Raw genomic sequence first — 21,001 nt, forward strand, 5'->3', positions numbered from 1 at the left:
CCCAGCCGGCCGGAGGCCGGCGCTACGAGGCACGCGCATATGACCGCAGACAAACGCGACGATGCTCGCAAGAGCAAGCGTAGCGCCGGCGTCCCGCCGGCGGTGCCCGGAGCGTCCCGCTCCGGGGCCGTACGCCGTTGCGGGGGGGACGTTTGCCGTTGCGGGGGGGACGTATGCCCTTTTCCGGTAGATCGAGGGACCGCAAACGTCGCGCAGGCAGGGCGTGCGCGGCTGATTGGGCTCTGGATCATCCGCCCCAAACGGCGAACGTAATCAGGGGCGGAGCAGGTTGTCGTCGTGGTTGACATCTGTGGTAGCTTCAATGGGTCACGGGAGAGGTTTCGCCGATGAGGGCGGGGAATGCCGAGTTGTACGTCGGACCGGCCGGATGGTCCTACAAGGACTGGGAGGGGATCGTCTACCCGCAGCCGAAGCCGCGCGGGTTCCGGCCGCCGCAGTATCTCAGCCGGTGGTTCAACACCATCGAGCTGAACAACACGTTCTACCGGCCGCCGAGCGCCGCCCACTGCGCCCGCTGGGTGGGGGACGTCGACGGGCGGCCGGGCTTCCTCTACACCGCCAAGCTCTGGCAGCGCTTCACCCACGAGCGCGACGGCGCATGGACCGACGACGAGGTGCGCGCGTTCCACGACGGCATCGAGCCGCTGCGGGAGGCCGGACGCCTCGGGGCGCTGCTGATGCAGTTCCCGTGGTCGTTCCGCTACGGCGCGCGCAGCGAGGAGCACCTGAAACGGCTCGTGGGCGAGTTCGGCGACCTGCCGCTCGTGCTCGAGGTGCGCCACCGGGGCTGGCTGCAGGACCAGGCCCTGCGCGCCGTCGAGTCGCTGGGCGTCGGGTTCTGCAACATCGACCAGCCGGCGTTCCCGAGCAACCTACCGCTGACGTCCATCGCCTTCGGCCCGGTCGGCTACCTGAGGCTGCACGGCCGCAACGTCGAGACGTGGTTCGCCGAAGGCGCGGGCCGCGACCAGCGCTACGACTACCTCTACAAGCCCGCCGAGCTGGACCAGGTCGAGGCGGCGCTCCGGGAGCTTGCCGACCGCGTCGAACGGCTGTTCGTCATCGCCAACAACCATTACCGCGGCCAGGCCGTCGCGGCGGGGCTCCAGGTGCTCCAGCGGTTCGGCCACGAGACGGACCCGCCGCCCGGCCGGGTCGGCGAACTCTACGGCATCCCGTGACCGCCGCTGTCGGCGGGGGATGGGAGAGGGATCAGAAGTGCCGGATGCGTCGAATCAGTATTGACATGCCACCCGCCCCGTGGTAGCCTCCCGGTGGTGTTCCCCACGGCATTCCCCCGGGGGGGGCCATGGGCACGCCGGCCGTTCCGTTCAGACCCGCAGAGAGGTGTGGGGACGTGCGGGCTGGTCGGCGGAGGGTGGCTGAGTCAGCTTCATTTCAAGGAGGTGTGCGTCATGTCGGCGAAGCGTCTTCGCGGGCGAGGTGTGCTGCTTCTGGGAGTCCTTCTGGCCGCCGTCTGCTGCGCGGATGCGGCCCTGGCGGCCAAGGCTCCGCCGACCATCGACGAGATCGAGGGCGTCTACCAGGTGAAGGCCAAGGGGGCATGGTATGACTTCACCGATGGCTATGTGGAAAAGTACAAGGAGGACATCACCTGGCTGGTCGAGGCGGACGGCCCGAACGAGGTGTACGTCTACATTCCTGAGTGGGACTGGGAGTTCTACGGCTGGTACGAGAACGGCATCATGATCGAGGTGTTCGGCGATCCGTCCACCAGTCCGTCCACAGAGATGGACATCGGCTACGCCGTGTTCTCCGGCAAGCCGGGCAAGGTTAAGATGAAGGGGGAGTCCGGCTACAGCGGCCTGTGGGACGACTACTACGAATACGACTCGTTCTCCGGAAAGATGCTGCGTGGAGGCCCCGTTGTTGCCGTCCTGGCCGGCCCGGAGCCCGACCCCGAAGACGACGAGGGGGACGAGCCGGAGGGCGACCTGCTGCTGGGTGCCGACGCGCTCGCGCTGGCTGCCAAGGGCCCTCTCTCCATCGACGACATCCTCGGCACGTACTCCGGCAAGATGAACGCCACAATCTATGAACCGGGGTCCGGATGGAAGGGCAAGGCCAAGGAGAACGGGACCTGGGTGGTCACGAAGGTGAATCCCGGGACCGTGAACATTCACATCGTCGAGGAAGGTGTGAACCTCCGGGCCGCCTATGGCGCCGGCTTCCTGCTGGTTGCCGAGGTGGCCGATGATTCCGATATCGCCGCGGGCGGCTCCGTCGTGCTGGTGTCCGTCAGGGGCAAGCCCGGCAAGGTCAAGATGAAGGGCTCGGGCATCTCCGCCGACGACGTCGGCGATCCGGACGGCGAAGTGGAGGCCCTGAAGATGTCCGCCAAGCAGATCGGGCCGTAGCGGGCGCGGCCGTGGCCGATGTGAGCCCGACGGCGGGCCCCCCCCGGGGGCGCCGCCGTCGGGCGACGTACGCACAGGGGTGCGCGGCTTCCTCTCCTCCGATTGCCGGTGCCGGCCGGGCCGTCTATAATGGGTGCGTTCCCCCCAGACTCAGGAAGGCCTGCAGGCGCATGACCCCGGCGACGCCCGAGATTCCCGTGGACCTGTGCGGCATCCGTCTGCGCAATCCCGTCATCCTGGCCAGCGGCGTCCTGGGCGTGTCCCGCGACCTGATCGCCCGCGTGGCCGCGGCGGGGGCGGGGGCGGCCATCATCAAGTCGGTGAGCCTGGAGCCGCGCGAGGGGCACAGGAACCCGACCGTCATCGCCTACGAAGCCGGCATGCTGAACGCGGTGGGCTACGCCAACCAGGGCGTGGAGGACGCCGTGCGGGAGTTCGAAGGCGTGGGCGACCTGCCCATCCCCGTGTTCGCCAGCGCCGTCGGGCAGGACGCCGACGAGTTCGCGCGCGTGGCCGAGCGGCTGATGGGCTGTGGGTTCGCGGGGCTGGAGGTTCCGCTCTCGTGCCCGCACACGCCGGGATACGGCACGCTGGCCGGCCACGGCACGCCCGAGGCGACCGAACGGATCGCCCGCGCCGTGCGCAACACGACCGACCGGCCGGTCTTCGTCAAGCTCTCGCCGAACGTGCCGGCCATCGGCGACCTGGCCGTGGCCGCGCTGGAGGGCGGGGCGGACGGCATCTCGGCGGTCAACACGCTCGGGCCGGGCATGGTCATCAACGTCGAGGCGCGGCGGCCCGTGCTGGGCTTCGGCGTCGGCGGCGTCTCGGGCCCGGCGCTCAGGCCCGTCGCCGTCCGTTGCGTCTTCGACGTGGCCGTCGCCTTGCGCGAGGTCGACCTGGAGGTGCCCATCATCGGCGTGGGCGGCGTGGCCGCCGGGCGCGATGCGCTGGAGATGATCATGGCGGGCGCCTCGGCCGTGGCGGTCGGCACGGCCGTCTACCAGCGGGGCCTCGGCGTGTTCGGCACGATCGCCCGCGAACTGGCGGACCTGTGCGCGCGCCTGGGGATCGGCTCGACGGCCGAGGTCTGCGGCGCCGCCCTGCGCCATCACAAGGAGCCCGTGTGACCATGCCCGACGAACGTCCCCCCGCCGGCGTGCGCCCGGCGCTGCCCGTCATGCTCCGCGTCGTCGAGGTGTGCCGCGAGAACGACGAGATGGTGACGGTGTACCTGGCCCGGGCCGACGAGGCCGAGGCGGCGGCGATGGGCCTGGAGCTGGCGGCGTTCGTGCCGGGCCGGTTCTTCATGGTCTGGCTGCCGGGCCTGGACGAGAAGCCCTACGCCGTGAGCAGCCTGGACGCCGAACGAGTCGGCCTGACCGTGCAGCAGCGGGGCCCGTTCTCGACGGCGATGGGCGCCCTGCGCCCGGGCGAACGGGTGGGGCTGCGCGGGCCGTTCGGCCGGGGGTTCTGGGGCCTGCAGGACCATGGGGACGGCGGGCGCGTCGCCCTGATCGGCGGCGGCTGCGGCACGGGCGTGGTGGCGCCGATGCGGGAACTCCTGCCGCAGGCGGCCGTCGTCCAAGGCTCCCGCACCGCCGGCGTCGTGCTGCGCCTGCCGGCGCTCGACGGGCAGGTCGTTTTCACGGACGACGGGACGGAGGGCTGCCGGGGCTTCCCCACCGAATGGCTGGCCGCGCAGTTGCGCGCCGGTGCGCTGGACGCCGTCTACACGTGCGGGCCGGAGGCGATGATGGTCGGCGTGGCGACGCTCTGCCGCGAGGCGGGCGTGCCGTGCCAGGTCTGCATGGAGCGCTACATGAAGTGCGGCATCGGCGTCTGCGGGCAGTGCGAGTGCGACGGGCGGCGCGTCTGCGTCGAAGGCCCCGTCTTCACCACCGAGGAACTGGCCGAGATGCCGTCCTTCGGGCGCCGGCGGCGCGACAAGGCAGGCCGCATCATCGTTCTGGACAGTTGCCCGTCCGGGTCGCAGGCGGCGCCCTCGTAGCGGGGGCCGGTCAGAGCGGGGCGTCCGTCCCCAGCACGCGCCAGGCGGCCGCCGTCTCCTCGAACATCGCCCGGCGCAGCGCCGTGCAGAACGCGTGCCGGTCCGGGTAGTCGGCCACGTGCAGCGCCGGCCCGAAGCGGACGATGATGCGCGTGAACGGCTTCGGAATCACGAAGGCGTCCCAACTGCGCGCCGTCCACGCCTCCCGCACGGCCACTCCGACCGGGTAGACGGGCATGCCCGTGCGCCGCGCCAGCATCCAGATGCCCGGCTGGACGGAGAACCGCGGCCCGCGCGGGCCGTCCGGCGTCAGCACCGGGCTGTAGCCCTGCTCGACCATCGCCATCATGTCGCGCAGCAGCCGGGCCCCGCCGCGGGAGGACGAGCCGCGCACCGTGGCGATGCCGTAGTGCCGCATGACTTGGGCCACGTACTCGCCGTCGCGATGCTCGCTGACCGGCACACAGACGCGGCTGTTGCGGAAGTGCCCCAGCATGCCGGGGATCTGCCGGTGCCAGAAGGCGGCGATGGCCAGGCGGGAGCCCGAACGGAACGCCTGCTCCACCCCCGGCGGGCCGGTGGATTCCGTGCGCCACGTGGCGTCGAACGTGCGCACCGCCAGGCTGCCGAGACGGCCGACCAGACGGAACCCGACGTTCTGTTGCAGGATGGGCATGGGGTTCAGGCGGCATCCTCGCCGCCGGGGCCGGTGTCGCCGCTCTGGGCGGGAACGTTGATCGCCGGCACGTCGGGCGGGGCGGCGTTCCGCATCTCGCGCCAGCCGCCCAGGCTGAGCCGGACGCCCACAACGACCATCAGGAGGCCGAAGATGACCTTCAGTTGGGTGTTGGAGATATGCGACTTGGTCACCGTGCCCAGTTGCGCGCCGATGATGCCGGCCGGCAGCGCCATCAGCACGAGGATCCACCGGATGTCCTCACCGCGCCGCCACTGGAGCAGGGTGCCGGTCAGGGCCACGGGTACGATATAGGCCAGGGACGTCGACGCCGCCGCCTTGGCCGGCAGATGGAACAGCAGGAGCAGCATCGGCACCATGACGATGCCGCCGCCGATTCCCAGAAGGGCGCTTGCGAAACCCGTCGTCAGGCCGACCACACAGTACGCCACGTAAGTCCACATCGGGGACGTCTCCCGGAGAGAAGTGACCGCCGCATGCGGGCGGCGCAACCCCGTCCAAGATAGGGCACCCCGGGCGGTGTGTCAATCCGAACGGCCGGGCGGTGGAGTACACACGGACACACGGACGAACACAGACGGACACGGACGGACACAGACACAAGGGCTTGTCTGGACGGGGCACTGCGGCCGCCCGAGCTTGACTGAGCGGCCCACAGCCCCGAGAATGGTGGGGCATGGCGCCTGTGCGCCTCCTTCCGACCCGGAGATGCCGAATGACCGAGCCGCACGCAGATGCGCCGTTGAACACCGCCGCCGGTGCCGCGCCGGCCCCCCTGCCGGCGCCGCAGAGGCGCCGCCGCAGCTTTGGCACGGGGTGCCTTGTGATCGCCGTGGCGGGCGCCTGCATGGGCGTCCTGTGCCTCGTGGCCTTTGTGCTGCTGCTGGCGGTGGCGCTGGTGGGGGCCGGCGCTCAGGGCGTGTCCGGCGGCCTGCGGATCGAGGAGGTGCCCCTGTCCGGCCGGGCGGGTGCGCGGAAGGTGGTCATCGTGCCCGTGCACGGCGTGCTCATGCGCGGGGCCGGCTCGATGGCGCTCCGGGACCCCGTCGAGACGCTGAAGACGATGCTGGAGTCCGCCGAGGCCGATCCGAAGGTCGCCGCCGTGCTGCTGGAAGTGGACAGTCCGGGCGGGGCGATCACGGCCTGCGACGTGATGTACAAGCAGATCCGCGACTACCGGGGCCGCACGGGCGTTCCGGTCGTGGCCTGCATGCACGACGTGGCGGCCTCGGGCGGCTACTACATCAGTTGCGCGGCGGACCGCATCCTGGCGCACCGCACGACGCTCACGGGCAGCATCGGGGTCGTCATGCCCATGGTCAACGCCTCCGGCCTGCTGGAAACGGTCGGCGTCTCCGACCGTACGATCAAGAGCGGCCGGTTCAAGGACATGGGCTCGGTTCTGGCCGCGAAGACCGAAGAGGAGTGGCAGGAGGAGGCCCGCATCTTCCAGTCGGTCGTGCAGGACATGTATGAGCGGTTCGTGGAGGTCGTCGCCACCGGCCGCGGGATGACGCCGGAGCGGGTGCGCGAACTGGCCGACGGGCGCATCTACACCAGCAGCCAGGCGTTCATGCACGGCCTGATCGACGGGCTCGGCTACGAGGACGATGCGATTCGCGCCGCGGCCGAACTGGCCAACGTCGACGACTACGAGGTGGTGCGCTACGTGCGCATGCGCTCCCTGGTGGAGACGCTGCTGGCGGGCGCCGAGAGCCAGCCGGTCGGGCTGAGCGCGCTGCCGGGCGTCCTGGCCGCTCCCCGGCCGATGTACCTGTGGTGTCCGCAGGCGACGTTCGGGTCGCCGTAGGCCCCCGGACGGCCGCGCGCGCCGTCAGATTCCGGAGACACAGCATGCTGAAGGTCTACAACAGCCTGGGCCGTGAACTCCAGGAGTTCAAGCCGCTGCACGAGGGGTTCGTGGGCGTCTACGTCTGCGGGCCCACCGTGTACGGCCACAGCCACCTCGGTCACGCGAAGAGCTACATCAGCTTCGACGTGGTCGTGCGCTACCTGCGCCACCGCTTCCCCGACTGCCGTGTGCGCTACGTGCAGAACATCACGGATGTCGGCCACCTGCTGGAGGACGTAGGCGAGGACCGCGTGCTCAAGAAGGCGCGGGAGACCGGCCTCCAGCCGATGGAGGTCGTGGAGGAGTTCACGCGCAGCTACTTCGAGGACATGGACGCGCTGAACGTCCAGCGCCCGGACATCAGCCCGCGCGCCAGCGGCCACGTGCCGGAGCAGATCAAGCTCGTCCGGACTCTCCTGGACCGGGGGCACGCCTACGAGGTGGACGGCAGCGTCTACTTCGACGTGTCCAGCTTCCCCGAGTACGGCAGGCTGAGCGGACGCAGCGCGCAGGACGTCACCGAAGCCGTGCGCGTCGAGGAGCGGGAGGAGAAGCGCCGCCCGGCCGACTTCGCGATCTGGAAGCGCGCCGAGCCCGCCCACATCATGCGCTGGTCCAGCCCCTGGGGCGAGGGCTTCCCCGGCTGGCACGCGGAATGCTCCGCCATGTCCATGAAGTACCTCGGCGAGACGGTGGACATCCACGGCGGCGGGCTCGACAACATCTTCCCGCACCACGAGGATGAAGTCGCGCAGTCCGAGGCCGCCACCGGCCGGCCGTTCGCGCGCTACTGGCTGCACAACGGCATGGTCACCGTGAACGGCCAGAAGATGAGCAAGAGCCTCGGCAACTACATCACGATCAAGGACGCGTTCTCCGGCGACTCGCCGCTCGGCAAGCCGGTCCGGCCGATGGTGCTGCGCTACTTCATCCTCACCAGCCATTACCGGAGCCCGATGGACATCTCCGTCGAGGCGCTCGACGCAGCCGAGAAGGGCCTGGAACGGATCGAGACCACGGTGGCGCGCGTGCGCCGCATGACGGGCGGAGCCGGCCAGGGCGACGTGCCCGACGAGGTCGCCGCGCTCGTCGAGGACACGAGGACGAAGTTCCTCGCCGAGATGGACAACGACTTCAACACCGCCGGCGCGCTCGGCGTGCTGAGCACGTTCACGCGCGAGGCGAACCGGCTCCTGGACGAGCAGCCCGACATGCCGCAGGCCGCCCTGCAGGCGATGGACGCGCTCTACGACGAACTCGGCGGGCAGGTGCTCGGGATCGTCACCGCCGAGACGGCGCAGGGCGCCAGCGCCGGCATCGAGGCGGGGCTGATCGAGGCGATGCTCGACGTGCGCGAGGAACTCCGCAAGGCAAAGCAGTTCGAGCTGGCCGACCGGATCCGCGACCGGCTCGGCGAACTGGGCGTCGAGGTGAAGGACGGGCCCGACGGGGCCGCGTGGCAGTGGAAATAGACAACCGAGCAGGAGCCGCCGATGGACGCCGACGAGACGCGCCGCCGTACGGATCGTGTGGACGCGGACCGCATCCGCCATGACGTCTTCTACCTGGCGAAGGACCCGCTGCCGTTCCGGAAGCTGAACTACACGGTGCCCGGGCACGAGAAGTGCACGCTCTACGAGGCCGACGACTTCCTCCGGCGCGAGCTGGAGGCGGCCGGTTGGAGCGTGGACGCCGAGGGCGTGCAGGTGCAGGCGTTCCGCTGCGACGCCTCCAAGCCGAAGGCACAGCAGTACTCGCCGCCCGCGCCGGACGACCCGTGGTACACGGCCTACAACCTGTGGGCGCGCAGGCAGGGGCGGCGGCACCCGGACGAGATCATCCAGCTCTGCGCGCACAAGGACTCGCAGAGCTGGGTCGACTCGCCCGGCGCGCACGACAACGCCGGCGGCACCGCCGGGCTGCTGGAGCTGGCGCGGGTGCTCGCCGACTACGAGCCGGAGCGCTCCCTCCGGCTGCTGTTCTGCAACGAGGAGCACACGCCGTGGACGAGCGTCGCCGCCGCCCGGGGGTGCCGGGCGCGCGGCGACGACCTGATCGCGGTGCTCAACTGCGACGGGTTCGGCGCGCGGTCCGAGGCGCAGGCGCAGGCCGACGAGAAGTCGAACGGCATCCGCTACACGTGCGACGAAAGCCGGTGGCTGGCCGACCTCATCGTGGAGATGAACGAGCGCTACGGCATCGGCCTGACGCAGTACGTGGCCAGGCGCGACCGGCCGGGCGACGACGACGGCTCGTTCGTCAACGCCGGCTATGCCTCCGCCGTCTTCCACGGGGGAAACGGGGCGGGCGTCTATCCGTACTACCATCGCGAGGACGACGTGCCCGAGCACGTGGACGTGGACAGCGTGCGGCGGCTGGTCCAGGTGACGGCGGCGACGGTCCTGCACCTGGACCGCCGGGGCGCGCCGCGCGTGTGAGCGGGCCCCGCGGGGCGCGCGGCCGACGCAGCGAATTCCGTACCACACTTGCACAATGCCCCGTCACGGGTTAGAATGAGGCGAATGTGTGCTTGAACATGTGATCCGGACGATTCCGTGCGTCCCCAAGCGACCGATGGAGGGGGGGTGAACTCGCTCGATATGGCTAAGATACTGGTGCAGCCGCGGGAGTCCGTGAAGGACGCTCTGCGGCGTTTCAAGAAGTTGTGCGATCGCGAAGGCATCGTGAACCGAAGCAAGCGCGTGGCACGATTCGAGAAGCCGTCCGTTCAGCGTCGTCGGGAGAAGAACGAACGGCTCAAGAACATCCGCAAGGCCCAGCGTGCGGCGCGTTGACGCGAGCAGATGCAGCGAGCGGCCTGCCGTGTGCGATTGACGGCGGGCCGCTCGTCTTGTGTACGGCCGGGCGCGGCCGTCAGTACCCGCCCGGGCGGGAGGTCAGGAGCCGGCCGAGCACGGCGGCGGGGGGCTGGTCGGAGTCGGCCGGCACGTAGTCGACGCCCTCCTGCAGGCACCTCGCCTCCACCGACTGCCGGAACCGCCGGAACGAGTCGAGGTAGGCCGCCCGGACCTGCCGCGCCTCGGCCGGGATGCCGCCGGAGCCCTCCATGTCCTCGAAGCGCACGGGGCCGTCGAACGGGAAGTCCCGCTCCGCCGGATCGACCACGTGCACGACCACCACCGAGTGCCCGTCGTAGCGCAGACGGCGCAGGGCCGAGACCACGTCGGGCAGGGGCGCCAGCAGGTCGCTGACGAGCACCACGAGGCCCCGCCGGGCCAGCCGGTCCGCCGCGGCGTGCGCCACGTCGGCCAGTTGCGTGGGGCGGCCGGGCGCGGTCTCTTCCAGCAGCCGGCAGAACACGGACAGCGCCGCCGGGTTGGCCGACGGCGGCATCTGCGCGCGCATCTCCGTGTCGAACAGCGCCAGCCCCACGGCGTCCTGCTGCATCAGCAGCAGGCAGGCCAGCGACGAGGCGAGTACGGCCCCGCAGGCGTACTTGGTGCAGTCCCCGGACGCGTAGCCCATCGACGCGCTGGCGTCCACAAGGAAGTGGGCGCGGACGTTCGTCTCCTCTTCGTAGAGCTTGACGTAGAAGCGGTCCGTGCGTGCCCACAGCCGCCAGTCCACGTGGCGCAGCTCGTGGCCGGGCGTGTAGGGGCGGTGCTCGGCGAACTCGACGCTGCGTCCGTGCAGAGGGCTCCGGTGCAGGCCGGTCAGGTAGCCCTCCACGATGTGCCGCGCCCGAACCTTCAGGCCGGACAGGCTACCGAGCGTCGCGGGGTCGAAGTACCTGCTGTACCTGCTCATCGTGCGAGAGATCCCCGTCGTGGGCCGGCGTGTGCTCGATCAGCCGGGCGACGACGTCGTCCGGCGTGACCCCTTCGCTGGCGGCCGTGAACGTGGTTACGAGCCGATGGCGCATGATCGGCGCCGCCACCGCGTCGATATCCTCCGCGCCGGCATACGGCCGGCCGCGCAGCAGCGCGCGCGCACGCGCCGCCTGGATCATCTGCTGGCAGGCGCGCGGCCCGACGCCCCAGCGCACCCATTCGGCGATGAACGCCGGCGTCTCGTCGTGGCCGACCCGCGTGGCGCGCGCCAGGCGCATGGCGTAGTGGACCACGTAGTCGGCGACCGGCACGCGCGCGACCAGATCCTGCAGCTCCAGTATCTCGCGGGCGTCGAGCACCGGTTCCGGCCGGGGCGCCCGCGCGCCCGTCCCGCGCATCACGGCGAACTCCTCGTCCCAGGACGGGTAGGGCACCAGGATCTTGAACATGAACCGGTCCTGCTGGGCCTCCGGCAGCGGGTACGTGCCCTCCTGCTCGATGGGGTTCTGCGTGGCCAGCACGACGAACGGCGCGGGCAGCTCGAAGCGGCGACCGCCCGCCGTGACCTGCCGCTCCTGCATCGCTTCCAGCAGCGCGGCCTGCGTCTTCGGAGGCGTCCGGTTGATCTCGTCGGCCAGCACGACGTTGGCGAAGATCGGCCCCTGCAGGAAGCGCGTCTCGCGGCCGCCGGTCGATCGGTTCTCCTCGATGACCTCCGTGCCCGTGATGTCGCCCGGCATCAGGTCCGGAGTGAACTGGATGCGGCGGAAGCTCAGCGACAGGCAGTCGGCCAGCGTGCGGACCATCAGCGTCTTGGCCAGCCCCGGCACGCCCTCCAGGATGGCATGGCCGGAGGCCAGGACGCACGTGACCATCTGCTCGATCACGTCGTCCTGTCCGACAACGACGCCGGAGACGGCCGCGCGGATCCTCTCGTAGGCCGTCTGCAGCTTCCGGACGGAGTCGTGGTCATCGCCGCAGAGCGGGGCGTGCGCCGCTTGAGGCATCGTCGGGTCTCCCTTCTGGTTGCGGGAAGGCGGTCTCACCTCTGGAGAACGGGCAGGTGGTTGTAGGGGAGTTGCAGTATGAGCAGGGCCGCGGCCGTGCCGTAGGCCCGCCCGATGTACTCGCCCTGCCAGCTGCCGTCGGCGGCCTGTGCGCCGACCAGCCACGTGCGGATGCCCGCGAAGTAGTCGCGCCACTGCGGGCCGCCGCGAAAGTACATCACCTGCGACAGGTACATGTGGGAGTAGAAGAAGTGCGTGCCGCCGGCCGGCGTGCGCCCCGCCGACGGCACGTTGCGGCGGGCATACGCGAGCGCGCCGTCGATCAGAGGGTCCTCGTAGAGGCCGCCGGCGAGCAGCACCGCCAGGGCCGCGCACGTCACGCCCGCCCGGCTGTCCTCGCTCTCGTGCGCCCGGTACGCGATGCCGCCGTCCGGGCGCGCCGAGAGCCGGATGTAGCCGAGCGCCCGCGCGACCGTCTCCGCCGGCACCGGCAGGCCCGCGTTCGCACAGGCGCGGAGCCCCTGCATCTGCGTGACGGTCACCGCCCCCTCGTCCAGCGTGGAGTCCGGTGTGTAGTACCACCCTCCGACCGCGCTCTGGCTGCGTGCCGTCAGCGCGATCGCGCCGGTAAGCGTGTCGCGCACGCGCCGCTCCAGCGCCCCCTGGCCCGTCGACCCGTACACCTCGGCCAGGAAGAGCATGGCGAACCCGTGCCCGAACATCGGCCGCCCGGGGTCCTGCTCGCCGATCAGGCCCGTCTCCGCGTCGCTGTTCCTGAGCACGTATTCGACGGCCGCGCGCACGGCCGCCGCGTGCGGCCCGCCCGCGCAGGTGCTTCCGTTCGACAGCAGGGCGAGCCCGCACAACGACGTGATGGCCACCGGGTAGCGGCCCGATGCTCCGTCGCTCAGCCAGCTCCCGTCGGCCGCCTGCGTGCCGATCAGGAAGCCCACCCCCGCCCGGATGGCCCGCTCGGCATCCGGCGGCAGGTCGCGCGGGCCCGACGGGCCCGCCGCCCACGCGATCCCGGCCGCGCACAGGGCCGCCAGGACCGCACAGATCGAGCCTCCGCGTTGCACTCGCCGCTCCCGGTTCGAGTCTCCTGCGCGTATTGTAGCATGTGCGCACGCCGCACGCCGCAAACCGCTACGGGCCCGTCGCAAGGGCCTCGCCGGGCTCCAGCGCCGTCACACGGTCGCCCAGGCCCACGACGACCCTCCCGGCCTCGACCACGAACGGCAAGGCTCGCACACCCGCGCCGCCGGCCAGCTCGACGTCAAACACCACCGCTCCCGACGCCGCCTCCACCCCCAGAACGCGTGCACGCTCGGCCTCGGATGCCGTCAGCAGCCACAGCCGGCCGCATCGGAGCGGCTCCGAGACCATGGCGGGGCCCGTCACGTGCAGGTCCGTGTCCCAGACGGCCCGGCCGTCCGCCAGGTGCCGTGCGTGCAGCGAGAAGCCGGACCCGTGCACGTGCCGGCCGGGGCCATGGTACTGCACGCCGCTGTCCTGCGCGGCCCGGAGCAGGCAGACGCGGTCGCCCCGGCGGTCCGCCCAGAGGGCGCCGTCCGCCAGGTCCACCGCCGGGCCGCCCGGCAGCGGCACCGCACGCGCGGCGCCCGTCAGCGTGCGCACCACCAGCCACTCGTCGTCCGCGTGCAGAACGCGGTCGATGCCGTCCGGCACCCGCAGGCGCCGGACCACGCGCAGCGCGCCGGGGTCGAACAGGTGGGCCGCCGCCGCCTCGGCAACCACCAGTCGGCCGGACGGCGTGACCAGAACGGACGACGGGTTCGGAGTCGCCGGCAGCTCCCGGCGCGCCAGCAGCCGTCCCGAACGGGCCTCCCGGACCGTCAGAATGGGCGGCGGCTCCGTCAGGATGCACAGGCGGTCGCCGCTGACGGCCATCAGCGAGCCCGTCGCGGCCGGCAGCGCCTCGGCTCCCGGGAGTTCAAACAGGACCTGGCCGTCGGCGGCGTCGATCCCGAGCAGCCGCCGGCCCCCGGCGGCGCGGCAGACCACGCCCGAGCCCCAGGCCCCGGGCGGCTGGAGAACGGGTTCGCCCGCCGGGCGCGGCGGCCGCAGCGGCAGGCCCCGCGTCGCCCACCGGATCATCTGCAGCCGCGTCGGCTCCCGGAACGATCCGCCCGCCTGCAGGGAGTGCTCGCGGCGCCACGTCACCTGCCCGTCGTCCATACGGACGCCCAGCGTGACGGCGTCGAGCGTGACGGTGACGCCGTCCGGCGCCGCCAGGCAGGCCGGGTATCCCCATCCGTGCCGGTCGGGGTGTGCGCTCGGGACGCGCGTGCTCCAGAGAACCCGTCCCGTGGCGGCATCGAGGCACGAGAGGCCGTCCCCCTGCCGCACGAGCACCCGGCCGGACAGGCCCGGCCCGGCCGTCCGGTCCGGCAGCACGGGCATGCCCGGCGCCTCCCAGGCCGGCCGCGGCGTCGGCGCGTGCGTCAACTCCTCCTCGGGCGCCGGGCCGCCCGGCGCGTGCACGTCTGCCCGGGGTTCCTGAGCCGGTGTCCGGGCCGGGCGGACGGCCGGATCCACCCGGGAGGACCCCAGCAGGGCGATGCGCTCCGGCGTGCAGAGCGCCAGACCGCCGTCCGTCACCGTCAGGTTGCCCCGGCCGTCGAGCCCCGCGGGCCACGGCAGGGGATCCAGCGCCCGGCCGGAGTCCAGCTCGACACGCCGCAGGGCGTCGCGCTGCGGCAGGCAGGCGACGTGCGCGCCCAGCGCGCCCAGCCCCGTCGTCGGCGCCTCGAAGGGCGTGCGCCAGAGCGAGGCCCCCGTGGACGCGTCCAGGCAACTGAGGCCCTCATGCTGCACGTACAGGCGTCCGTCGCGGACCCCGAGCAGTGCCACGCCGTCGTGGAACTCGGCGCTCCAGACCGGCGCGCCCGTGCGGCGCGAGAGCGCCAGCACGCGGCGGCTGTCGCAGGGGGCCACGATGCACAGGTCGCCGGCGAACAGCGGCGCGCCCGGCCTCCACGGGCCGTTCGGCACGCTGAGCTGCAGGCCCAGGCGGTTCACGCTCACGTCCGCGCGCGGGTAGGCGGCGATCCACAGCAGGCGGCCGTCCAGCGCGTCCAGTGCGGCCACCAGCCCGCGCCCGGTGGGGTAGACGGCCAGCCCGCCCTCCACGGCCGGGGGGCCGCAGTCCTCCACGAACAGCTCCGCCGCCGAGCGCTGCCCCTCCTGTCGGCCCAGCACCGCCCCGATCGGCGTGTCCCAGAGCAGCCGGCCGGTCGCCGCGTCCAGGCAGACCGCCCGCACCTGGCCCCGCTCCAGGCTCAGGGCGTGCGCGCGTCCGCCGGCAACGGCCGGCGCCGACACGAACCACCGATCCCGCAGGGCGGCGTCCGGGCCGTGCGCCGTCGACCACAGAGGGGAGCCGTCGGCGGCGTCGAAGCAGCGCAACTCGTTCGCCAGACGGAAGTCGTCCTGGGTCGCCGTCCAGGGTTCGTCCGGGAACTCCTGCGCGAGGGGGTCCGTCTGCACCGCGTACAGGCGTCCGTCCGCACAGCTCAGCGTGGCGAGCCCGTGGTTGTCGAACGTGCGGAAGTGGGCCAGGTTCTCCACGGGCAGGTAGGAGGGCAGCACGTACTCGCCAGGCGGTCGGCGGGTGGCGATGGCCAGTGCGATCTCGCGCGGTCCGTCCAGCGGAGGAACCCCCCAGCGCAGCCGCGCCGTCTGCGTGTCGACGCACAGGATCGCGTCGTCCCGCTGGACGAACAACGAGCCGTTGCGGCACACCGGCCGGAGCGCCGGCACCGACGGCCAGTCGGGAGCCACCCGCCCCGGCCAGGCCAGGTCGATGACGGTTGCGGCGAGGGCCGGGCCCGTCAGGTCCGCTCCGCGCGGCGCCGGGTTGTCGTCGTCGGCCGTCGCCGACTGTGCCGCCGCCAGGTCGGCGAGCGAGAGGCGCGCCCCAGCGATCTCCACGCTGTCCAGGCCGGCCTCGTGCAGCCGCGCGGCCGCACGTTCGGCCTCGTTGCGCCGGCCGAGTCGGGCTAGGCAGAGCAGCGTGCGCACGGCGGCGGCCCGTCCCGGCTCGGACCGGACATCGACCTCGCCGGCGGCCTGCAGCGTCCGCAGAGCGGCGCCGAACTCGCCGGCATCCATCCGCAGGGCCGCCAGGGCGCCGACGGCGCGCAGCCCGTATTCGGTGTTCGGGTAACGGCCGGCCGCCTCGCGCAGGATCTCCGCCGAGCGTGCCGCCAGGCCGTCCTCGAACAGGCGGCGCGCCGCCGCCCTGTAGAGCACCTGGTAGGCCGCGCGTGCCTCAGGGGGCAGCGCGGCGATCCGGCGCGCCGCGAACTCGCGCACGGGCACGTAGACCTGCCCGTCCCACACGAGCCCGTCGTCCGCGTCGGCCATGGCCTGCAGCAGGGGGAGGGCGCGGGGCCAGTCGGCCGAGGCGATCAGGCGTTCGGCCGTCTCCAGGCGGCTCTCGGCATCCGGCGCGATCGGCGGCTCGATGCGGCCGGCCCGCCACAGCCGGCCGGCGCCTGCTGCGGACGGGGCGGCCGAGGCCGCCGTCAGCAGCGCCAGGAGGGCCAGCACGGCCCGGCAGAGGTGGCTTGCCATCGCAGTCCGTCGAAGGAGTTCTCTTGTGTGGCACAGGCGCCCCGCCCCGTCGGGCGGTCCTCGCCTGTGCGTTCCGGCCCACGAGCGGGCCGTTCCGCACTTCTGCCAATGGGCTGCCGGGGTGCTAACTGTCCAGCATGAGCATGCGGCCGCAGCTGTGGCAGTAGACGATCTCGTGGCCGCGCATCAGCAGGTTCTCCGTCTGCTTGGTGATGCGCGTGTGGCAGCCCTGGCAGACGCGGTTGTGGACGGCGGCCAGCGGCTGCGACCGCGCGTGGCCGCGCAGGCGGTCGTAGGCGGCCAGGGGGCCCGGGGGGATCTCCTTGCGCAGCTCGGCCACCTCCGCCTCCAGTTGCTCGATCTGCCGCACCAGCTCGCGTTCGTCCTCGGCGACGCGCAGCCGGACCTGTTCGAGTTCCGTCTGTGCGGCCTCGACTTCCTGCTCCATGCGCGTGCAGTCCTGGTGCAGGTCGTCGGCGGCCTGCAGGGCGGTCAGCCCTTCGTCTTCCCACTTCTTGATGTCTGCGCGATGGCTCAGGACGGTGTGCTGGAGCGCGTCGTACTCCTTCTGGGTGCGCATGGAGTTGAGCTGGACGTTCAGGCGGGCGATCTCCGATTCGGCCTGCTGGATGTCCAGTTGGGTGCGGTCCGCGCGCTTGGCGGCCTCGACCTGCTGACGGCGGGCCTGCTCGGCTCGGCGCTGTTTCTCGTCGCAGACGCGCTGCTGGTTGCGTACGTCGATGGCCAGCGCGTCGCGGTCGCGCCGGAGCTGCTCCAGGCGCTGGTTGAGTTCCTGCAACTGCATGATCTGTTCAAGGGTCCGCTTCATGGGCGTGTGTGTCCGGGGAAGGGTCGCTGTGGCCCGGGGGCCAAAAGAAAAAGGCCCGAACTCCGTGGAGTTCGGGCCGTGCAGTCCGGCACGGGGCACGCGCCGCGCGTGCGTGCGGCGCCGTGTAGGCAGATTCCGCAGGTGGTGTGGGCCTCCGTCATGGTTCGCCGGGCGGCTCCGCTGGTGTTCCCGAAAGCTCGTAGTCTATGAGTTGTCGGGCAGGCTGTCAATGAAACCCTCCAACTTGCGGCTGCGGACGGGGTGCTGGAGCTTTCGGACGGCCTTGGCTTCGATCTGGCGCACCCGTTCGCGGGTGACGTCGAAGATGCGTCCCACCTCTTCCAGCGTGTAGGTGTAGCCGTCGCCGAGGCCGTAGCGCAGCTTGATGATCTCCCGCTCGCGGTAGGTCAGGGTGTTGAGCACGGAGTCGATCTTGTCCTTGAGCATCTCCTGGGTGGCCAGGCTGATGGGGCTGGCCGTCGTCTGGTCCTCGATGAAGTCGCCGAAGAAGCTGTCGTCGCTGTCGTTGATGGGGCGGTCCAGGCTGATGGGCCGCTTGGAGATCTTCAGGACGCGGCGCGTCTCGCTGATGCTCAGGTTGGCGGCCTTGGCGATCTCCTCGAGCGTGGGTTCGCGGCCCTTCTCCTGCACGAGTCGCTTGACGATGTTGCGGATGTGGCTCATCGTCTCGATCATGTGCACGGGGATGCGGATGGTGCGGGCCTGGTCGGCGATGGCGCGGGTGATCGCCTGGCGGATCCACCAGGTGGCGTAGGTTGAGAACTTGTAGCCGCGGCGGTACTCGTACTTGTCCACCGCCCGCATCAGGCCGGTGTTGCCCTCCTGGATCAGGTCCAGGAAGCTCAGGCCGCGGTTGCGGTACTTCTTGGCGATGCTGACGACCAGCCGCAGGTTGCCGCCGGAGAGTTCCTGCTTGGCCTGCTCGTACTGGTCGTGGACCAGCCGCGTGGCCTTCACGCGGCTTTCGAGCAGGGCAAACGGCGCGCAGATCCTGTCTTCGAGGTGCTCGAGTTCGCCCTCCAGGCCGCGACGCTTCACCTTGTTGAGGTTGCCGGCGCTGAGTTCCTGTATCTCGTCATGGATGCGCTTCATGCGCTCGTAGAGCTGGTTGACGAGGTCGATCAACGGCTGAACGCGCTTGATGCGCAGGCAGAGTTCCTCCAGGAGGATCATGCACTTGCGGGACCGGCCGGCGATGGCACGGAGGCCGGCGAGCCTGCGCCGGGCGCTGGCGTTGCGGCGACGGTACTGCCGCCATTCGGCGTGGTTGGCCTCGAGCAGCTTCTGGATGGTGCTCACGTTCTCGGGCACGCGGTCGACCATGGCCGTCTTCTGGACGTCCGGCAGGGCGCTCACGTTCAGGGTCCGGTCGAAGGGCAGGGCGCCCGAGTGCACGTCCTGGAGGATCTCGACGCACGCCTCGATGCACTGGGTGAACTGCAGTATCTTGGCGCGGAAGCGCTTCCGGGAGATCTCGATGCGCTTGGCCAGGGCGATCTCCTCGTCGCGGTTCAGCAGGGGGATCTGGCCCATCTGCGTGAGGTAGATGCGGACGGGGTCGTCGATGCTCTCGGTGCTGGCCACGGAGGCCTCTTCCTCTTCCTCGGCGGCCTCCTCTTCCTCCTCGACGGGCTCCTCCTCGTCCTTGAGGATGACGTCCGCGTCCTCGTCGGCCAGGTCGCGTTCGTCGACCAGCTCGACGCCCTTCTCGTCCAGCGTCAGCAGGACCTCGTCGATGTACTCCGGGCTCACGATGTCGTTGGGCAGGAATTCGTTGAGTTCCTCGTAGGTGAGGAACCCCTTCTGTCTGCCCTGCTCGATGAGCTTGTCCAGATCCTCGGCGACGGCGGTTCGTCCGCCCGTCTTCTTCTCGGCCATGACCATCGGACTCCTGACCCTATCGGGGCTGTGCCGATCTTCTGTCGTCTTCCTTGAGGCGGCGCACATACTCGCGCAGTTCCTCGTCCGTCTGCAGCGGGCGGCGCCCGGTTGCGCCTCGCTGCCGGGACCGCGCGTAGCCGAGGTAGCCGTCCAGCCGCGCCTCGGCCGTGGTCTCTGCAATGCGTTCCAGCCGCGCCTGTTCCTCGGCCAGGGCGGCCGAGGCCGTCCCGGCCAGGTCCGCGTCGCTCAGGCCGCCGAGGAACCGCTCGAGGTCCGGCGCGCGGCCGTTGCCGGCCTGCTCCAGCAGGGCGGTCAGCAGGCGCGCTTCCGGGCCGTCTCCCAGCGTCGTCCTGTCCATGCCGGCGGCCCGCGGCGCCAGTTCCGGGTGCGCCAGCAGCAGCCCGAGCAGTTCACGGACGAACGTCTCCCGTGCCGTGGGCGGCCTGCGGGGGGCGTCGGGCCGGGCCTCCCCGCTCCGGTGCGGCCGCCGGCGGCGGTGGCGGTCCAGCCATGCCCAGGCGTTGCCCTCGCGCACGCCCAGTTCATGTGCCAGGCGGCGCACGATCAGGTCGCGCCGGGCCGGGTCGTTCACCTGCAGCGCCAGTTCGGCCACCTCGCCGAAGACGCGCATCCGGGCCTCCGGCGAGTCGTCCGCCTCCCGGGCGCGCGCGTGCGCCAGCCGGTACTCGAAGAAGCCGCGGCTCTCGTCCAGGCGCCTGCGGAACGCCTCGGCGCCTTCGGCGCGGACGAAGTCGCACGGGTCCTGTCCCGCCGGCAGGTCGGCGACTCGGACCTCGAGTTCCTCGTTCAGCAGCGTCTCGATGCTGCGCGCGGCGGACTTCTGGCCGGCCTCGTCGGCGTCGAAGACCAGAACCACCTGCGCGCACAGCCGCCGCAGCGTCCGCGCATGGTCCTGCGTCAGGGCTGTGCCGAGCACGGCGAGCGTGTGCGTCACGCCGGCCTGGTGAGCCATCAGGACGTCGGTGTAGCCCTCCAGGATGACCGCCGTGTCGGCCGAGCGCATGGCGTCGCGCGCCCGGGCCAGGCCGAAGAAGTTCCGGCCCTTGTGGAACAGGGGCGTCTCCGGGGTGTTCAGGTACTTCGGTTCGTCCTCGGGCTGCAGGGCGCGGGCGCCGAAGGCGATGACGCGTTCGGCCCCGTCGGCAATCGGGAAGATCAGGCGGTTGCGGAACCGATCGTAGTGGCCCGGTGCGCCCTGACGGGGCACGGCCAGGCCGGCCTCCTGGACCTCCTCGGGGGAGAAGCCGCGCGCGGTCGCGCACTTGAGGAAGTTCTCCCACCCGTCCGGGGCGTACCCGAGCCGCCAGCGCTCGATGGTCTCGTCCGTGAATCCGCGTTCTTTCAAATAGCGCCGGGCGAGGTCCGCGCCCCGGGCCTTCTCCAGGCACTTCTCGTAGTAGCCGGCGGCCAGCTCGTTGACCCGGCGCAGCCGGGCGGCCTGCCCGGGCGGCTCGGCCGGGCCGCTGCGGTAGGGGCCCAGGTCCACCCCGACCTCACGCGCCAGCCTCTCCAGGGCCTCGGCGAACCCCAGGCCTTCCAGCTTCTCCAGCAGCGTGAAGACGTTGCCGCCCTCCTTGCAGCCGAAGCAGTAGTAGAGCCCGTTGTCCGGGTCGACGGAGAACGACGGGGTCTTCTCCTGGTGGAACGGGCAGAGGCCCCAATATTTCTTGCCCTTCCGAGTCAGTTCGCAGTGCCGCTCCACGAGGCGGACGATGTCCACGCCGGCCACGATCTGCTGGATGACGTGCTCGGGAACTCGACCGGCCACCCGATTCCTCGGAGGTCAGAAGAACCTGCTAACGGAGGGTGCGCCCTGCCCGAGCCGGCGAAAGGTACAATACCACCATTCTCCCGCTCGTACAAAATCAAGTATACAACACGTCGAGCGATCTG

General features: G+C 71.3%; 17 protein-coding genes. 8 read left to right on the plus strand and 9 right to left on the minus strand.

Features of this window, described 5'->3' with window-relative positions; all coding sequences use genetic code 11:
* Positions 1–347: 347 nt before the first annotated feature.
* From GXY85_10715 to GXY85_10730, 4 genes are all read left to right on the plus strand, one after another.
* Positions 348–1,202 (plus strand): DUF72 domain-containing protein, encoded by an 855-nt coding sequence (locus GXY85_10715; protein ID NLW51291.1) that lies wholly within the window; start codon positions 348–350, stop codon positions 1,200–1,202.
* Positions 1,203–1,436: 234 nt separating this feature from the next.
* Positions 1,437–2,399 (plus strand): hypothetical protein, encoded by a 963-nt coding sequence (locus GXY85_10720; GenBank protein NLW51292.1) that lies wholly within the window; start codon positions 1,437–1,439, stop codon positions 2,397–2,399.
* Between the two features lie 170 nt (positions 2,400–2,569).
* Complete coding sequence (locus GXY85_10725; GenBank protein NLW51293.1) at positions 2,570–3,529, plus strand: dihydroorotate dehydrogenase; 960 nt, start codon at positions 2,570–2,572, stop codon at positions 3,527–3,529.
* Positions 3,530–3,531: 2 nt separating this feature from the next.
* The gene (locus GXY85_10730; protein ID NLW51294.1) at positions 3,532–4,410 is read left to right on the plus strand and encodes a dihydroorotate dehydrogenase electron transfer subunit; all 879 of its coding nucleotides are present in this window, start codon (positions 3,532–3,534) and stop codon (positions 4,408–4,410) included.
* A 10-nt stretch (positions 4,411–4,420) separates the two neighbouring features.
* On the opposite strand, the gene GXY85_10735 is transcribed toward GXY85_10730, so the two are convergent.
* Positions 4,421–5,086 carry a lysophospholipid acyltransferase family protein gene (locus tag GXY85_10735; GenBank protein NLW51295.1) on the minus strand — a complete coding sequence of 222 codons (666 nt, stop codon included), beginning with the start codon at positions 5,084–5,086 and terminating at the stop codon, positions 4,421–4,423.
* 5 nt (positions 5,087–5,091) lie between these two features.
* Complete coding sequence (locus tag GXY85_10740) at positions 5,092–5,550, minus strand: sulfite exporter TauE/SafE family protein (GenBank protein NLW51296.1); 459 nt, start codon at positions 5,548–5,550, stop codon at positions 5,092–5,094.
* A 272-nt stretch (positions 5,551–5,822) separates the two neighbouring features.
* Here GXY85_10740 and sppA point away from each other — a divergent pair, with 272 nt between their 5' ends.
* From sppA to rpsU, 4 genes are all read left to right on the plus strand, one after another.
* Positions 5,823–6,917, plus strand: coding sequence for a signal peptide peptidase SppA (gene sppA, locus GXY85_10745; GenBank protein ID NLW51297.1), 1,095 nt, complete (start codon positions 5,823–5,825; stop codon positions 6,915–6,917).
* A 44-nt stretch (positions 6,918–6,961) separates the two neighbouring features.
* Entirely contained in the window at positions 6,962–8,431 is a 1,470-nt protein-coding gene (locus GXY85_10750) for a cysteine--tRNA ligase (GenBank protein ID NLW51298.1), read from the plus strand.
* 21 nt (positions 8,432–8,452) lie between these two features.
* Positions 8,453–9,397: a Zn-dependent exopeptidase M28 gene (locus GXY85_10755; GenBank protein ID NLW51299.1), complete on the plus strand. Its 945-nt coding sequence runs from the start codon at positions 8,453–8,455 to the stop codon at positions 9,395–9,397.
* A 162-nt stretch (positions 9,398–9,559) separates the two neighbouring features.
* On the plus strand, positions 9,560–9,754 hold the full coding sequence (gene rpsU / locus GXY85_10760) for a 30S ribosomal protein S21 (GenBank protein ID NLW51300.1): 195 nt from the start codon (positions 9,560–9,562) through the stop codon (positions 9,752–9,754).
* Positions 9,755–9,833: 79 nt separating this feature from the next.
* Here the strand turns inward: rpsU and GXY85_10765 are convergent, their stop codons facing one another.
* From GXY85_10765 to dnaG, 7 genes are all read right to left on the minus strand, one after another.
* The gene (locus GXY85_10765) at positions 9,834–10,727 is read right to left on the minus strand and encodes a DUF58 domain-containing protein (protein NLW51301.1); all 894 of its coding nucleotides are present in this window, start codon (positions 10,725–10,727) and stop codon (positions 9,834–9,836) included.
* Positions 10,684–11,757 (minus strand): MoxR family ATPase, encoded by a 1,074-nt coding sequence (locus tag GXY85_10770; GenBank protein NLW51302.1) that lies wholly within the window; start codon positions 11,755–11,757, stop codon positions 10,684–10,686. The genes GXY85_10765 and GXY85_10770 overlap by 44 nt, the downstream gene beginning before the upstream one ends.
* A 35-nt stretch (positions 11,758–11,792) precedes the next feature.
* Positions 11,793–12,836 carry a hypothetical protein gene (locus tag GXY85_10775; protein NLW51303.1) on the minus strand — a complete coding sequence of 348 codons (1,044 nt, stop codon included), beginning with the start codon at positions 12,834–12,836 and terminating at the stop codon, positions 11,793–11,795.
* A 67-nt stretch (positions 12,837–12,903) separates the two neighbouring features.
* The gene (locus tag GXY85_10780) at positions 12,904–16,356 is read right to left on the minus strand and encodes a PQQ-binding-like beta-propeller repeat protein (protein NLW51304.1); all 3,453 of its coding nucleotides are present in this window, start codon (positions 16,354–16,356) and stop codon (positions 12,904–12,906) included.
* A 124-nt stretch (positions 16,357–16,480) separates the two neighbouring features.
* On the minus strand, positions 16,481–17,185 hold the full coding sequence (locus GXY85_10785) for a hypothetical protein (GenBank protein ID NLW51305.1): 705 nt from the start codon (positions 17,183–17,185) through the stop codon (positions 16,481–16,483).
* A 204-nt stretch (positions 17,186–17,389) separates the two neighbouring features.
* Positions 17,390–19,084 carry an RNA polymerase sigma factor RpoD gene (rpoD, locus tag GXY85_10790; GenBank protein ID NLW51306.1) on the minus strand — a complete coding sequence of 565 codons (1,695 nt, stop codon included), beginning with the start codon at positions 19,082–19,084 and terminating at the stop codon, positions 17,390–17,392.
* Positions 19,085–19,103: 19 nt separating this feature from the next.
* Entirely contained in the window at positions 19,104–20,876 is a 1,773-nt protein-coding gene (gene dnaG / locus GXY85_10795) for a DNA primase (GenBank protein ID NLW51307.1), read from the minus strand.
* Between the last annotated feature and the right edge of the window lie 125 nt (positions 20,877–21,001).

The sequence above is a fragment of the Candidatus Brocadiaceae bacterium genome (genome assembly GCA_012728835.1).
Taxonomy (GTDB): Bacteria; Planctomycetota; Brocadiia; order SM23-32; family SM23-32; genus JAAYEJ01.